Source organism: Sporosarcina beigongshangi, assembly GCF_033485195.1.
GTDB classification, from domain to species: domain Bacteria; phylum Bacillota; class Bacilli; order Bacillales_A; family Planococcaceae; genus Sporosarcina; species Sporosarcina beigongshangi.
Map to the genome: position 1 here is coordinate 151,292 of NZ_JAWLIR010000010.1, position 15,729 is coordinate 167,020.

The following is a 15,729-nucleotide window of genomic DNA, read 5'->3' on the forward strand; positions in this document are numbered from 1 at the left end:
AAGGATTGTGAACGTTTGAATCAACAAAGAAAGATCGAACTGCATCCTTCCTTGTTGGGCCAAGCGCTTTCAGTTAACCGATTTTGCCCGTTTCGGCAAGGACACGAAGCTGTTTCACTTCATGCTTCGTTAATTCACGTGCCTCTCCTGCATTCAAACCATGCGTCGTCAAATTACCAAATGATTCACGACGGAGTTTCAACACCGGACAACCAATCGCATCGAACATGCGACGTACTTGACGGTTTCGTCCTTCATGGATTGTAATTTCAATCAATGCAGTACCTGCTTTTTTATCGACTGTTTGCATCTTCACATGCGCCGGGGCCGTTTTACCGTCGTCCAAGTCAATCCCACGTTCTAGTTTTCGTAATGATTCACGGTCTGGTATGCCCTTCACCTTAGCGACATACTTCTTCTTAATGCCAAATTTAGGATGCGTCATTAAGTAAGAAAAATCACCATCATTCGTCATCAAAATAATTCCAGACGTATCGTAATCGAGTCGCCCTACTGGAAATACCCTCTCTTCTACAAGTGGAAACAGATCAAGAACTGTTTTTCTTCCTTTGTCGTCATTGACCGTTGAAATAACTGATCTTGGTTTATATAAAAGATAATAGACATAATTTTCTTTAACAAGCTGAATGCCTTCCACTTCTACTCGATCCGAATTTGAAACCTTTGTTCCAAGCTCCGTTACGACAACGCCGTTTACTTTTACTTTACCTTCTACAATGAGTGCTTCGGACTTTCTCCGTGATGCAACACCCGCTTGCGCCAATACTTTTTGCAATCTTTCCATCTAGACACCTCGTTCTTCATTCTGCAAAAATTATGTCATACTTTGCGTCAAATTAAAAGAAGACTGTCCTATATGGCAGCAGTCTTCTCAGAAACGACACAATATCAATTACGCCTCGGCGTAATTGCGTTGGGATTTTGAACTCCCTGTTGATTCAAGTTAAATAAGCAATTATGAAGTTAACTTTACTGTTTAATAATAACTTCACTCGCAATAAGTGGCTCGTTGTCAAATAAAACCGTCCAAAGTCCTGTACTTCTTTCGCTTTTCCCTTGTGGAATACGGATAATATTTTGCAACTTAGCCTTTTCGCCCTTTTTGAGTAAAAGACGAATTGGAGTTTCCAATTCCATTTCAACCCCCGGCAGGATAGCATACATTCCTTTTTTCGCGACGGTTGTTAATTTGTAATCAGAAAATACTTTATCCGCCAAGCTTTTATGTGTATTCCAATCATCACTATTATTGAGTGTTACGACGATGATATTTTTGCCATCCTTCTCAAAGTATGTTGCCAGCGTCCGACCTGCTGTTTTTGTAAAACCTGTCTTTCCGGCAATCGCAGTTGGCTCATAATGAAGAAGACGATGTTTGTTACGCCAGCTATATATTTGACTTTCTCCTTCATACCGATGATTTTTAGTCATTGCAATTTCACGGAATTTGTCATTGTCCATCGCATAACGTAACATGAGTGCCGTTTCATATGCTGTAGACAGATGGCGGTCATCATGTAAGCCGGACGGATTGGTGAAGACGGTTCGCTTAAGGCCGTAGACAAGCGCCTTATCATTCATTAAGTCTACAAACCCCTCCAGCGATCCCCCTGCCTGTTCTGATAACGCGTAAGCTGCGTCATTACCAGATCGTAGCATTAAGCCGTACAACAATGTCTCCGCGTCTATGAGCATACCCTGCTTCAAGTAAATCGATGAACCTTCTGCTGACGAAGCTTGTGGGGATATCGCAACTTCTCCGAATGAGCTGCCACTTTCGATAAAGGTCAACGCTGTCCAAATTTTCGTTAAGCTGGCGATTGGTAACTGGGCATCTGCATTATACCCCTCTAACAATCGCCCTGTATCTGCATCAATAACTACCCATGCGCTACCCGCTGCTGCCGCTTCTTTCGGTACAGCGCCAAGAAATAATGAGAAAAACAGGACAATCATCATCGTCCGTTTCAACATGCGCTTCCTCCTTAAGAGATTTCCTTTTTTAGCAGAGGGATTGGACATCATCCCTCTTTAGTCTTCTTCCATTGCAAATGCTTCTTGGAATTTAGTCATAAACAAATCAGTATCTCCCGTTGCGTCATCGTCCTCCTGTTGGAGTGGTGGCAACTCCTTGAGTGATTCCAAACCAAAACGATCTAAAAATAAATCTGTCGTACCGTAAAGAATCGCCCGTCCACTACCTTCTGAACGACCTTTTTCCATAATCAATCCCTTTGCAATAAGCGTACTAATAGGTCCTTCTGACTTCACACCACGCAAATCATCAATTTCCACTCGCGTTACCGGCTGTCTATAAGCAATTATCGCCAGCACTTCAAGGGAGGCTTGCGTCATTGACTTCGGCGTTGGATTTTCTAGTAACCGTTTAATATCCTCCGCAAATTCTGCCTTTGTCACAAGGCGATAAGCACCTGCTAAAAGCTTCATCGTAATGCCACTCTCATTGCGTTGTTCATAGCTCAACTGTAGCCATTCAAGCGCAGCATTCACTTCGGCTTCTTGTCGTTCAGTAAGAACGGTTAATTGTTTCACTGTCAGTCCTTCATCCCCCACAAGAAATAAAAAACTTTCAATCATACCCGACAAACGTTCCTTCTTATCCATCTCACTCATCCTCCCGACGGAACGCCACTGTTAGTTCATCAAAATTACCTTGCTGCACCACAGTAATATCACGGCGTTTCATCAATTCCAACAACGATAAAAACGTCACGACAAGATCTGGCGTATTACCTCTGTCAAATAGCGAATGGAAATCGCATTTTCCGCCGCCTCTTTCTAGTATGGCCATAATCGCATCCATTTTTTCACCGATAGATATTTCCATTTTTGTTATACTTGCAGTCATCGGAGCTTTCAATCGATTTCTATCGAGCATCTTTTGGAATGCACCGATTAAATCAAATACATTCAAACTTTCATCATTACTACTCGGGATTACTTCACCAAATTCTGTCAAATCTTCAGGTGACTTTGTGAAGTAATCGGATCTTTCATCCGCAGATTCCTTTAAACTAACAGCCGCCTCTTTATACTTCCTATATTCAATAAGACGTGCAACAAGTTCGTCCCGTGGATCGTCCTCCAACTCAAAATCCATACCTTCGTCAAATTCTTCCCCCTCATGGATTGGAAGTAGCATCTTACTCTTGATTTCTATTAATGTTGCGGCGAGAACGAGGTATTCACTCAGTTCATCTAATTGCAAAATACGCATAGCGTGAAGGTGTTCTATGTACTGCGCCGTCAATTCAGCCATCGGAATATCGTATATATCAATTTCAAGTCTGTTGATTAAATGTAATAATAGATCCAGTGGGCCTTCAAAAGCTTCTAGTTTTACTTTATACGACATACTGCGGGACACCTACCTACTATTTTTTAGTAACAAAAGCACAAGCGCCTATCCAAGTGCGACTGGCGCTAGAACCTAGACAAGAAAGGACTGATTTCATGCATTTGTATCATCATCCGTTATTCGTTCAGTTTATTGTTTATTTTAATAACAATCAAGACTATTTTGAATGTCACGAAGTATTGGAGGAGTATTGGAAGTCGATTCCACTAAGTGACAAAGAGCATCCACTAGCAACTTATATACTCCTGGCGACAGGCATGTACCATTGGCGTCGTAACAATTTCACGGGTGCATCACGTACATTGCATAAAGTTGCGAAAAGACTACCCACTTTTTCTGAATCTGACAGAAATGAAATCAACTTTCAACAGCTCATCACGCATGTGAACGAAAGCGTCAAACGAGTTGAAAAAAAATACCCTTTTGAATCCTTTCCATTTGCAATTACATCACCCGCTCTACAAGCCAAAGTCGAGCTCGCGCGACAATCTATGACGCTCCTTCCATTTGGTAGCGAAGCGGTCATTCATAAACATATGCGAAGGGATCGTAGTGATATTCTTCGTGAGCGTGACGAAAAGAAGAAGGGCAGACATTAATCTGCTCCTTCTCCTTTTGCTTGACACTTCTGTATAAATAAATCAGTTTCTTCAGTACTTTTACATTCCATGTTAGGGAAAAGCGCCTTCACTTTCGCTACCATTTCCTTTCCAACCCCTTCTCCTCGAAAAGATGGATTAACTGAAATATGGTATAACGTGTAGTCTTCGTCGCCTAATTCCACACCGATTAGGCCGATAATGTCATCCTCTTTTTTTAATAAATAGAGTTGCCACCTATCGTCTGTTTCGTATCTGTGAATCGTTTCCTGTAACTTCTTCGCAGTTTTATCGCCAGGCATATAAGATAATAGCCCCATCGCAATCTTTTCATACGTTTTTTTATAACGCAAAAGCATCAATTTGAATCCCTTCTTTTCTGAGAATCCTTTATCAATCATCCATTTATGATCCATTAACGAGGGTCGATAATCGGCATGACAAAGTACCAGTATACAGCTCCCCACGCAATCGCCGCAACTACAATAATCGCAAAGAGGAGGATGTTACGTCTTTTCAAATCTTTTCCTCCCGTCTAACGATTTGTAGCGGAATGTCTAATCTGACGACATCTTCATAGGTCTCTCTACGAACGACTAGCTGATGCTCTCCATTTTCACAAAAGACAATGGCCGGCTTTGGTAGTCGATTATAATTACTTGCCATCGAGTAGCCATACGCACCTGTACAGAAAATAGCGATGACGTCCCCTTCAATCGGATTGGCAAGATAGGCTTCTTCAATCAGCTTATCCCCCGACTCACAGCATTTCCCTGCAATTGTAACTTTTTTATCATGAGCAGTGCTCATACGATTCGCTGAAGCAGCCGTATATTTCGCTCCGTATAGCGCTGGTCGGATATTATCTGACATTCCACCGTCCACAGCTATATACGTCCGGATACCCGGCACTTCTTTTGTACTGCCAGCCGTATAAAGTGATGTACCCGCATCTCCAACCAATGATCTACCTGGTTCAATCCAGATTTCCGGCACAGGGTAGCTATGGCTACGCGTCATCGACAGGACAATTGTCGCCATTTCCTCAATGTAAGCGGAAGGTACAAGTGGCGTGTCTTCTTCTGTATAACGAATACCAAATCCTCCGCCCAAATTCAATACAGAACAAATGAAATCATGCTCGTCACGCCAAGCAATCATCTTGTCCATCAGTACCTCCGCCGCAAAACGGAAAGCGTCAGTTTCAAATATTTGAGAACCAATATGGCAATGCATACCGAGTAATTGGATATAAGGATGATCATGTAATTGAAGAAATGCCTCATCTGTCTGACCATTTTTCAAATCAAAGCCAAACTTCGAATCTTCCTGTCCCGTCGTAATATAATCATGCGTATGCGCTTCAACACCAGGAGTTACCCGAATGAGCACACTCATTCGTTCCTTGCGTGATTCCGCAATTTCCTTCACCAACGCAATTTCAGAGAAATTATCAATGACAATGCAACCTATTTTTTCATCAAAAGCATATTGTAATTCGGTATAGCTTTTATTATTACCGTGGAAATGAATTTTCTCCCGCGGAAAGTCCGCCGCGATAGCCGTAAACAGCTCTCCACCAGAAACAACGTCGAGAGAAAGCCCTTCTTGCTTCGCTACTTCGTATATCGCAATTGACGAGAATGCTTTACTCGCATAGGCAACCTGTGCACGGATGCCTACATTTTTAAAAGTTTCTTTGAAGGCCTGCGCCCGTTCACGGAACAGAGCGATATCATAGACGACGAGTGGTGTACCATACGTATGTGCAAGATCAATTGCATCGACGCCACCAATTGTTAGATGGTCCTGCTGATTGACTGATTGTGTTCCGTACAAATGCATATTGCCTTCCCCTCCCAAATCATATAACTAAAACTTTATCATAACAGAGTGGGTAGTGGCAATCACCTATCAGATACGATCCCTGTCCGGCGAGTCGGTAATAAACGGTCGGGGTTCATCCGCAGTCATTGGAAATCTGATTAAAACGCGAAGCATCGCTTGTGGAAAAAATGGAACAGCGGGCCATAAATAAGGAACACCCATCGGCTTCAAAGAACATAGATAGTAAAAAAGAACTGTAATGGATATGAAGAAACCAGGTGCTCCGAGCAACGCTGTTGAAAGCAATATGCAAATTCTGAAAATCTTTGTCGTAATACTTAATTCATAAGATGGAATAGCAAAAGTAAAAATAGCACTAACTGCTACGTACAACACCACCTCCGGGGTAAATAAACCGACGTCAATCGCCACTTGCCCAATGACTATAGCCGCAACAAGTCCCATCGCTGTCGACATCGGAGTTGGTGTATGAATGGCTGCCATTCGAAGTACTTCAATGCCAATATCCGCGCCGAGCAACTGTAAAATTAACGGAATTTCTCCTATATCCTTCGGTCCTATATAACTGAGAAAATCCGGTAAATATTGTTGTTTCGTCGCGATTAAATACCAAAACGGAAGGAGTATTAAGCTCATCGCAGCTCCAAAAAATCGCACTGCGCGAACAGCCGTCCCTAAAAGCGGCGCTTGACGGTACTCCTCTGCATGTTGAAGATGATGAAATAATGTCGTTGGTACAAGAATAACAGAAGGGGACGTATCAACGATGATGGCGATATGTCCTTCCAATAAATGCGCCGCACAAATATCGGGGCGCTCTGTAAAACGGACAAATGGCATCGGATGAAAACCCTGTTTGAACAAAAATTCCTCCAATGATTTATCGGTCATTGTAAGTCCATCATGACGAATTTCATCGAGTCTATCCCGTATATAGGTTAGATGCTCTTCACTTGCAGCTCCTTTCATATAGGTAATGGCGATATCCGTTTTTCCATTAACTGTTACTTTATGCATTTCAAAGCGTAACTTTTCGGTGCGTAAACGCCTACGAACAAGAGCCGTATTTTGAATTAGGTTTTCTGTAAACCCGTCCCTTGGCCCCCTGACGACTTTTTCATTGTCCGGCTCTTCTGGCTGCCTGCCAGGATAAGATCTAATATCAATTGTAAACGCATAGCCTTCAGGCGTTATGAATGCTGCTTGACCACTGAGAATCGATGTCAACAATTCATCTTTGTCCTTGATGTTGGATATCGCATGGTATGGGAAAAAGGAGAGGAACTGATCTGTTCCATCTCCCTTCATTTCTGGCCTTTCCGTATTCCCTTGCATTTCCGTTAGTAGCGTCGTGATTGTAGCGCCATCTACTAGTCCATTAATGTACAGTAACAGTGCAGGCATGTCCCAAAGATGCAAAGACCTAGCTGTCGCATCAAACGTCTCGTCTTTTCCAAAACACGCGCGGAACCACTCCTCACCTTCATTCATCGAACGGAATAACTTCTTCATGGATTCAATCCATCCTCACTTTTTCAATTATGCCTCAGCATTAACACCCATCCATGATTTCAGTTGAGCTAAAATTTTCTTTTCAAGACGCGATACTTGTACTTGTGATATACCAATGCGTTCCGCAATATCGCTTTGTGTACAATCCAGATAGTAACGCATATAAATAATGGTCTGATCGCGTTTATTTAATTTCGATATGACATCACGAAGGGGAATATGATCAAATACCCTCTCGGACCGATCATCTCGTAGTTGATCCATTAGCGTCAGACTGTCTCCTTCACTTTCATATAATTGCTCATGAAGGGAGGCAGGATCACGCAAAGCATCGGACGCCAAAATAATATCATCGACTGGCACTTCTAAAGCTGCTGCAACCTCTGATATAGACGGCGATTTTCCGTGTTTTTTAATATAATCATCTGTAGCATGACGGATTTTAAAACTTAGCTCACGAATAGAGCGACTTACCTTCACCATCCCGTCATCTCTTAAAAAACGCTGGATTTCTCCGACAATCATTGGCACAGCATACGTAGAAAACTTCACCTCATAAGAAAGGTCGAATTTATCAATCGATTTCATCAACCCAATACAACCAATTTGAAATAAATCTTCGGGGTCAGCGCCACGCGAGGCAAAGCGTTGAACAATGGACCAAACTAGTCTTGTATTGCCCTCAACCATCATCCTTCTCGCTTCCTTATCGCCTTCCTGTGAAACTTGAATTAGTTCCCTCATCTTCTCCTGCGTCAACAAAGCGGGTTGCACTTCAACAGATGCGTCCATAGGTCACCTCATTCTGCTTACTTCCGTGACCGGAGAAAACGTTTTTTCGAACTTAACAACAGTTCCACTTCCGACAACAGATTCAACAGACAGACTGTCGGAGAAGCTTTCCATAATCGTAAATCCCATACCTGAACGTTCCATGAAAGGTCGCGTGGTAAACATTGGTTCCATCGCCTGCCCTACATCAAAAATCCCCATCCCTTCATCGCGCACTGTCATCGTTACTTTGTTGTCTTGAATAATGGCGTGAAGTGTAACTAGGCTGACACCATCCATCTCATAGCCATGAATGATAGCATTCGTTACAGCTTCTGAAACGATTGTCTTAAACTCCGAAATTTCTTCGATTGTTGGGTCAAGGGGTGTGATGAAACAGGTCATCGCCATCCTTGCCAGTGCTTCATTTTCTTCAATTGCGACGAATGATAACGTCATTTCATTGTTCATGTAAAACCCCTCCAATTTCCCCGATCGCTTTGTCGACCGTACAATGTCTTATAGTTGACCCAAGACCGGAAAAGTTAAAAATCTTTTCCATAGTCGGGGTAGGATTCAAAATAAGTGTCTCTCCATTTGAAGGCACTAGGTCACGCATCCTACCAAGTATGAGCCCGATTCCTGCACTGTCCATAAAGCCAAGTCCTTCTAAATTCCAAATGATTGCGCGCACTTGTCCCGTAAAAATAGATGTGGAAATATGCGTTCTGATTTGATTCGCCTGATGATTATCCAATTCCCCACGTAGTGTCACAATTAAGATGCCATTGTCTAGTATTTCGATGCCAGCCATGCTGAACCCCCTCCTTACTGCGAATTATTCCACACTGGAGAAGGCGAAACCTCTTAGCTGACAAAACTAGTCATAGATAGTAAAAGGTTCTTACTTTTCGACAATGCCCTTAATTAAGGAAAGTATGCACATGTTGGATGGGATTTACACATGGATATGTTATATATGTTGAAATAAAGAATCCCACTAATAACGCATCATGAAAAAGTACAACGGTGACTGTGCACCACACACACTAAAGAAACTTTCTAAACACCGCTTGGCGCTAGGGGTCGCCTTCGCTGATGATTATAGAAAAAGCGTAAATCAAACAAGTAAATTGGAAAGTAATTTAAGTAAATCCATATAGAAAAGGCAACAATCCATTCAAATGAACGAAATGTTGCCTTTTCTATTTATTATCTTCACTCTGTCCGTGAGGGTTTTAAGTCAATAAAGTTTTACCCTAATACTCAGCATCAGTCCTACTTTATTTCTTAATGGTGGACTTGATATTGTATACCTCTTATATTGCCCTCAAATTCAGGCGATACATTGAAAAGAATCTTGACGGTTTGTATTTGATTCCCACCTTCTTTAATTCAAGATACGAGAATACCAACTTGAAGATAATCAAGTATCAATGTTGCAACTCGTAGTTCCGTTACATGTTCCCCCTTTCGTCATCACTCGTTATAATGAAGAAAGAATTTTTTTCCATAACGACGCATAATGGTCCAACCGTTACATAAAAAAGAACGTCAATAGATGAACTCCTGTTGTTAAACTAAACACCCGCTAATTTAAGTAGAAAGACTCTCATACACTGATCTATGCCATACTTTAAAATGAAACTTTCACTCACTATCAAAATGAAATCATAGCTCCTCGTTCATCGAATACTGAGTCTGGGTTCCAAGCAATTTCCCAAAGGTTGTTCTCGGGATCCGAAAAATAGGCTGTTCTTCCTCCCCAGAAGGCATCACTTGGTTCTCTTAAAATATTCCCACCTATTTTTCTAATAGCATCAATTGTTGTATCCACTTCTTCTGGTTTGTCTACGTTGATGGCAAAAGTCACGCCACGAAAGGTATCTACACTTTCAGTAATTTCAACTCCTGCATCCTTAGCCAATTCCTCAATAGGAAATATTGAAAGAATTACACCCGCTGTTTTATAGGCAGCGTAATTATCAGAACTTATCTCTGTTTCTTCCCATCCTAAACTTTTATAAAACGAACGTAAAATTGGTAAATTGAATGCCCCAATAGTAATCAAGCTAATTCTTTGCAATACCATTAATATTACCTCCATATTTTTATTAAGTAATAATTTCAACAAAATGCTTAATAATCCCTCTTTCACTATCCTGCACCGTTAGCCATCCATGTAGCGCAAAATCAGCGCTACACCACAGAGGATGAAAACGGATGTTGGATAGTACGGCTGGGAGAAGAAGGTCAATCAACTATGGTGCCATTGAGCCCATCCATTAGTCTGACTCCAACGACCACGGTGCATCACAGAATGTTGCTCCCTTACGGGAAGCACTCATGGAAGTTTTATAATATTTCTTTTGATTAATATCGTTTTTTTAAGTTTGGATATTTATTATTATAAATTTTATCCCAAATTTTTAGGGCACTAGGATAACAATTATTAATTGAAGGTATTCTACTTCTACTCCTCGAAAACATTTCATCAAAGACCTCATGTATCACTTCAGCTAATTTTTCAACAGATGCAGTTGGTAATCGCGATACAATGCGACTTATTTCTGGATCATATTCATCCTCAGATGAGAAACTTAAAAAGTTCATCGGGTCCCAATCATTAATTACTTCTTTTACAATTTGGTAGTGGTTCATAATATCCCTCTTTCAAAATGTAATTTTTAGTGATTTATGCTACACCCTTATTTAACAAACATACCAAATTAATTGAATAACTATTAAATTTCATAGTACCATGATTACCCATTTAGGAGGCATAAAATAACATTTCAATAAGGTGCTTGCTGTTACACATAATGAGTCGTACTACGAAGCTACTAGCTCCAATTTACAAGTGAAATTCCTCTTAATTTGAATATCAAACAAAAAGTTAGTACAAACGTTCGAGAATGGGTATAATAGTGGTAAATTAAAACCAAAAGGAGTCTTGCCTTATGAGTCAAAGAGTTCCCTACAATGATGTTGCACCCGAAGGTATGAAAATTATGATGGATATGGAGAAGTACACTAAGCAGTCTACAATAAATAGAACAACTAGAGAGTTAATCAAAATCAGAGCCTCTCAAATTAATGGCTGCGCCTTCTGCATTGATATGCATTCATCCGATGCTCGTAAGATGGGTGAAACTGAACAACGAATTTATTGTTTGAGCGCTTGGAATGAATGCACTTTTTATACACCAGCGGAGAAAGTTGCTCTGGAACTGTCTGAGCATATTACTCTAATCCCTACCAAAAGAGTTCCTGACGATCTATATAAGCGAGTACTTGAACAATATGACGAGAAACAATATGTTGACCTTGTTCTAATCATCAATCAAATCAACAGTTGGAATAGAATTTCTATTGCAATGGGTAATATCGCGACTGAAAAATAATTACTCTCAACGAACATCTTTCGGTGTTCGTTTTTTCACGTTCTTTTACTACGCATTCTGTGCCTTATGTATCGTAAGGCACAATCTCACTCCGCTTTCTCTTCGTTTATATATAAAGAAAAAGAACATCTGAATGGATGTTCTAAAAATATATTATTATGGCATTTGCCGAACTTATGATGCTTCGTTATCTCCAGCGAAGTCAGCATCAAACGTTGTTAGAAGGCTTCTTTCCTTTAATAAATACCCAAATACCTACAATCAAAAAAAAGCTACCCCATCGACCGAAAAATCTCGATCAACGGGATAGCCCTTCACAATTATTCAATTCAACCCGTGATCATTTCTCCAATGAGACGCGGGCTTTCAACTGCTTGTTCGCTAATGATAATATGTTGTTGTATCAAAGCGATAGAACGTTCCACATCCTGTATATTCGAATGAATGACGGCAAGTGGCTCACCTTGCTGTACGGAATCACCAATTTTTTTACGCAAAACAATTCCAACGGCGAGGTCAATTTCATCTTCCTTCGTCGCTCGTCCTGCCCCTAATAGCATGGCCGCAACACCGATATCATCCGCTTCCATTTTCGTAACATACCCTGATGTCAGTGCTGGTACCTCAATTTGATATTTTGCGGTAGGCAACAACGAAACATCATGGATAATTGCCGCATTGCCTCCCTGCGCTTCAATCAGCTTGCCGAATAATTCAAGCGCTGAACCGTCGGCGATAACCGCTTTCAGCATGTCACGGGCTTCATCAATCGAATCCGCTTTGCCGCCTGCCACAATCATCTTGCTGCCGAGAACAAAACAAAGTTCTGTCAAATCATCTGGCCCTTGCCCTTTTAGCGTTTCAATCGCCTCTATAACTTCAAGCGCGTTCCCAATCGCAAAACCAAGCGGCTGACTCATATCCGAAATGACTGCCATTGTCTGTCTACCCACTTGCTTACCAATCGCTACCATTGACTCAGCAAGTGCTTTAGCATCTGCTTCGGTTTTCATGAATGCCCCATCGCCAGTTTTAACATCCAGCACGATGGCGTCTGCGCCCGCAGCAATTTTCTTACTCATAATCGAACTAGCAATTAAAGGAATACTATCAACAGTTGCTGTTACATCTCGTAAGGCGTACAGCTTTTTATCTGCCGGCGTTAGGTTACCACTTTGACCGATAACTGCCAAATTCAAGTCATTCACTTGCTTGGCGAATTGCTCTTCCGTTAACTCAATGTGAAAACCCTCAATTGACTCCAACTTATCAAGCGTTCCACCTGTATGGCCAAGTCCACGACCACTCATCTTCGCAACAGGTACGCCACACGCAGCGACAAGCGGCACCAAGATAAGTGTCGTCGTATCGCCCACCCCTCCAGTGGAGTGCTTATCGACTTTAATCCCTTCAATCGCCGACAAATCAATCTGATCGCCCGATTCAACCATCGCCATCGTCAGATGACCTTGTTCTTCCGCAGACATCCCAGTAAAGTAAATTGCCATAAGAAAAGCACTTGCTTGATAATCAGGAATTGACCCATCTGTATAACCATTGACGAAAAATGTGATTTCTTCCTTCGAAAGCACTTCACCATTGCGTTTTTTCTCGATTACATCAACCATTCTAAACATTGACATCACACCTTTCCAACTAATAAACTCAAGAAACTTACCCCGAACTCTGGCAGTTTCACGTTAAAGTTATCCGCAACTGTCGCTCCAACATCCGAAAACGTCTCCCTTTGCGGCAAAGCTCCGCCACGCTTGAAACTAGGCGAATAAACAAGCAGCGGAACGTATTCACGTGTATGATCCGTCCCTGGATAGGTCGGATCATTTCCATGATCCGCTGTAATGATTAGCAAATCCTCTTCATGCAAAGCCGTCATAATTTCCGGTAACCTTGCATCGAATTCCTGCAACGCATTACCATACCCAATTGGATCTCTTCGATGACCAAATAATGCATCAAAATCGACAAGATTAGTAAAGCTAAGCCCCTTGAAATCCTTCTTCATAACATCTAACAATTTGTCAACGCCATCCATATTACTCACTGTACGAACTGATTCTGTAATGCCTTCTCCATTAAAGATATCCGCAATTTTACCAACTGCAATCACATCATATGTAGCATCTACTAATTCATTCATAACAGTCCGACCAAACGGCTTCAGTGCATAGTCATGGCGATTCGTCGTACGCGTGAAATTTCCTGGTTCCCCAATAAATGGACGCGCAATGACACGACCGACCAAATATTTTGGATCCAATGTTAATTCACGTGCAATTTCACAAATGCGATATTGTTCCTCAATCGGAATAATACCTTCATGTGCTGCTATTTGTAATACCGGATCCGCTGATGTATAGACGATTAGCGCACCTGTCTCCATATGCTCTTCTCCGTATTCGTCAAGAACCTCTGTCCCACTTGCAGGTTGATTGCAAATCACTTTACGTCCTGTTCGTTGCTCTAATTCAGCAATCAATTCTTGTGGAAAGCCATTCGGATAGACTTTGAACGGCTTGTCAATATTCAACCCCATAATTTCCCAATGCCCCGTCATAGTATCCTTACCAACGGATGCTTCTTCCATTTTGCCATAATACGCCTGTGGCTCGTCTTCAACTGTAATCCCTTTTATTTCACCGATGTTCCCAAGGCCCAGTTTGCTCATATGAGGCATATGTAATCCTTCCATTGCGTCTCCGATGTGCCCGAGCGTATTGGAGCCTACATCACCGAATAATTGGGCATCCGGGGCTTCTCCGATACCTACGGAGTCAAGTACGATTACATGGATGCGTTTAAATTGTTGTTTTTGCATAGTTGTTTCCTCCAATTAAATAATCTGTTTCCATTATTTCAAGCCCGCGGGTGAAATTTCACATACACTTCTTTTAACCGTGAACGGCTAACATGTGTATAAATTTGAGTTGTTGAAATATCTGCATGGCCAAGCATTTCCTGAACAGCACGCAGATCCGCCCCATTTTCAATGAGATGCGTAGCAAAAGAATGACGCAAAATATGCGGTGTCAATTCCTTTTGTATACCCGCTTCCAGTGCATGCCCCTTCAATAGCTTCCAGCAGCCTTGCCTTGTTAGACGAGTTCCACGCATATTGACAAACAATGCTTCCGCTTGTTTTTGCTTGGCGATAAAACCAGGACGCGCCTCAGCTATATACGTTTGACAAGCTTCAATGGCTTTGCCGCCGAGTGGGATAATCCGTTCCTTCCCCCCCTTACCGAACACGCGAACAAAGCCCATCGACAAATGGATATCATCCATATCTAACCCAATTAGCTCACTAACCCGCATTCCTGTCCCATACAATATTTCCAATAGCGCATGGTCCCTCACGCCTTGAGGCTTTGAACGATCTGGGATAGCGATTAACCTATCTACTTCTTCCATAGACAAAACGCGTGGCAATTTCTGCTCTAGCTTCGGTAATTCTAAATGTACCGTCGGATCTTGAGTAGTCACTTTTTCTCGTAAAAGAAACTGATGAAAGGAGCGAATTGAGGAGATATGTCTCGACACAGTTCTTGAAGATTTACCACTTTCTTTCAAACGTTGCAAATGCTCTAAAATAGCCGGTCGATCTACATCATCAATCGTTTTGAAGCCTTTATCTTCTAGATGATCCATGTAATCATCTAGATCACGCCTATAAGAAATAATCGTATTGCTAGACAATTGGCGTTCCACTTTTAAAAAATGCATATAATCCTCAAGCGCAAAATGATTATCTTTCATGAATAGCGGGAAATAAAAAACAAGTTCTGTCTATCCTTTGTTTAAACAATCCCTTTCCCCCTTTCGTATCCAACGACAAAAGGGATAGCGGCGCGCCATCCCTTTTTATCAAACACGCCTCGGCATGTTTGCGTCCAGATTTTGAATTGAGCTTGTACCTGCAGGATGCAGGTATGCAACTGTTGCCGCAGGACGCGGCGAACTTTAGTTGCCTTTCTTCTCCATTAAAAATCTGGGACATCCGCCGAAGGCATTAACAGGGAGGAATTGAACTTCATTCCTCCCTGTTAAACTTCACTATCATCTACATCCGATGTACATCTTTTACAAACACCATGAAACGTTAACCAATGATCTTTAATGGCAAATTGAAAACGGCTTTCAACAATCTTTTCGACATCGCCGAGAAGATCTTCCTGAA

Annotated in this window: 18 protein-coding genes and 1 pseudogene; 2 read left to right on the forward strand and 17 right to left on the reverse strand. The window is 41.7% G+C overall.

Annotated elements, in window-relative coordinates:
* Window positions 1-73: 73 nt before the first annotated feature.
* The 4 genes from R2B77_RS07885 to R2B77_RS07900 form a co-directional block, all read right to left on the reverse strand.
* Window positions 74-805, reverse strand: a complete 732-nt coding sequence (locus tag R2B77_RS07885) for a pseudouridine synthase (protein WP_203246430.1) — start codon at window positions 803-805, stop codon at window positions 74-76.
* A 185-nt stretch (window positions 806-990) separates the two neighbouring features.
* Window positions 991-1,995, reverse strand: a complete 1,005-nt coding sequence (locus tag R2B77_RS07890; RefSeq protein ID WP_203246429.1) for a D-alanyl-D-alanine carboxypeptidase family protein — start codon at window positions 1,993-1,995, stop codon at window positions 991-993.
* A gap of 57 nt (window positions 1,996-2,052) precedes the next feature.
* Window positions 2,053-2,646 (reverse strand): SMC-Scp complex subunit ScpB, encoded by a 594-nt coding sequence (scpB, locus tag R2B77_RS07895; RefSeq protein ID WP_203246428.1) that lies wholly within the window; start codon window positions 2,644-2,646, stop codon window positions 2,053-2,055.
* A 1-nt stretch (window position 2,647) separates the two neighbouring features.
* Complete coding sequence (locus R2B77_RS07900; RefSeq protein ID WP_203246427.1) at window positions 2,648-3,397, reverse strand: segregation/condensation protein A; 750 nt, start codon at window positions 3,395-3,397, stop codon at window positions 2,648-2,650.
* A gap of 98 nt (window positions 3,398-3,495) precedes the next feature.
* On the opposite strand from R2B77_RS07900, the gene R2B77_RS07905 reads away from it, so the two are divergent.
* A complete protein-coding gene (locus tag R2B77_RS07905; protein WP_203246426.1) occupies window positions 3,496-3,999 on the forward strand; it encodes a DUF309 domain-containing protein in 504 nt (167 codons plus the stop codon).
* Here R2B77_RS07905 and R2B77_RS07910 read toward each other — a convergent pair.
* From R2B77_RS07910 to R2B77_RS07950, 9 genes are all read right to left on the reverse strand, one after another.
* Window positions 3,996-4,358, reverse strand: coding sequence for a GNAT family N-acetyltransferase (locus R2B77_RS07910; protein ID WP_212391196.1), 363 nt, complete (start codon window positions 4,356-4,358; stop codon window positions 3,996-3,998). The genes R2B77_RS07905 and R2B77_RS07910 overlap by 4 nt on opposite strands.
* Before the next feature lie 56 nt (window positions 4,359-4,414).
* Window positions 4,415-4,519 carry a YdgA family protein gene (locus R2B77_RS07915; RefSeq protein ID WP_232843401.1) on the reverse strand — a complete coding sequence of 35 codons (105 nt, stop codon included), beginning with the start codon at window positions 4,517-4,519 and terminating at the stop codon, window positions 4,415-4,417.
* Window positions 4,516-5,844 carry a diaminopimelate decarboxylase gene (lysA, locus tag R2B77_RS07920; RefSeq protein WP_203246424.1) on the reverse strand — a complete coding sequence of 443 codons (1,329 nt, stop codon included), beginning with the start codon at window positions 5,842-5,844 and terminating at the stop codon, window positions 4,516-4,518. The genes R2B77_RS07915 and lysA overlap by 4 nt, the downstream gene beginning before the upstream one ends.
* A 69-nt stretch (window positions 5,845-5,913) precedes the next feature.
* Window positions 5,914-7,359: a spore germination protein gene (locus tag R2B77_RS07925; protein ID WP_203246423.1), complete on the reverse strand. Its 1,446-nt coding sequence runs from the start codon at window positions 7,357-7,359 to the stop codon at window positions 5,914-5,916.
* 27 nt (window positions 7,360-7,386) lie between these two features.
* Complete coding sequence (locus R2B77_RS07930) at window positions 7,387-8,151, reverse strand: SigF/SigG family RNA polymerase sporulation sigma factor (RefSeq protein WP_203246422.1); 765 nt, start codon at window positions 8,149-8,151, stop codon at window positions 7,387-7,389.
* Window positions 8,152-8,154: 3 nt separating this feature from the next.
* Entirely contained in the window at window positions 8,155-8,601 is a 447-nt protein-coding gene (spoIIAB, locus tag R2B77_RS07935) for an anti-sigma F factor (RefSeq protein ID WP_203246421.1), read from the reverse strand.
* On the reverse strand, window positions 8,591-8,944 hold the full coding sequence (locus R2B77_RS07940; protein WP_203246420.1) for an STAS domain-containing protein: 354 nt from the start codon (window positions 8,942-8,944) through the stop codon (window positions 8,591-8,593). The genes spoIIAB and R2B77_RS07940 overlap by 11 nt, the downstream gene beginning before the upstream one ends.
* An 846-nt stretch (window positions 8,945-9,790) precedes the next feature.
* A complete protein-coding gene (locus R2B77_RS07945) occupies window positions 9,791-10,222 on the reverse strand; it encodes a VOC family protein (RefSeq protein ID WP_203246419.1) in 432 nt (143 codons plus the stop codon).
* A gap of 281 nt (window positions 10,223-10,503) precedes the next feature.
* Window positions 10,504-10,791 carry a DUF1871 family protein gene (locus tag R2B77_RS07950; protein ID WP_203246418.1) on the reverse strand — a complete coding sequence of 96 codons (288 nt, stop codon included), beginning with the start codon at window positions 10,789-10,791 and terminating at the stop codon, window positions 10,504-10,506.
* A 299-nt stretch (window positions 10,792-11,090) separates the two neighbouring features.
* On the opposite strand from R2B77_RS07950, the gene R2B77_RS07955 reads away from it, so the two are divergent.
* Window positions 11,091-11,534, forward strand: a complete 444-nt coding sequence (locus R2B77_RS07955) for a carboxymuconolactone decarboxylase family protein (RefSeq protein ID WP_203246417.1) — start codon at window positions 11,091-11,093, stop codon at window positions 11,532-11,534.
* A 329-nt stretch (window positions 11,535-11,863) separates the two neighbouring features.
* Here R2B77_RS07955 and R2B77_RS07960 read toward each other — a convergent pair whose 3' ends face one another.
* The 4 genes and pseudogenes from R2B77_RS07960 to R2B77_RS07975 all read right to left on the reverse strand — a co-directional run.
* Window positions 11,864-13,171 (reverse strand): pyrimidine-nucleoside phosphorylase, encoded by a 1,308-nt coding sequence (locus tag R2B77_RS07960; protein ID WP_203246416.1) that lies wholly within the window; start codon window positions 13,169-13,171, stop codon window positions 11,864-11,866.
* A 5-nt stretch (window positions 13,172-13,176) separates the two neighbouring features.
* The gene (deoB, locus tag R2B77_RS07965; RefSeq protein ID WP_203246415.1) at window positions 13,177-14,370 is read right to left on the reverse strand and encodes a phosphopentomutase; all 1,194 of its coding nucleotides are present in this window, start codon (window positions 14,368-14,370) and stop codon (window positions 13,177-13,179) included.
* Window positions 14,371-14,408: 38 nt separating this feature from the next.
* Window positions 14,409-15,308 (reverse strand): site-specific tyrosine recombinase XerD, encoded by a 900-nt coding sequence (gene xerD, locus R2B77_RS07970; protein WP_203246414.1) that lies wholly within the window; start codon window positions 15,306-15,308, stop codon window positions 14,409-14,411.
* 287 nt (window positions 15,309-15,595) lie between these two features.
* Window positions 15,596-15,729, reverse strand: a pseudogene (locus R2B77_RS07975) (transcriptional repressor); the annotation flags it as partial.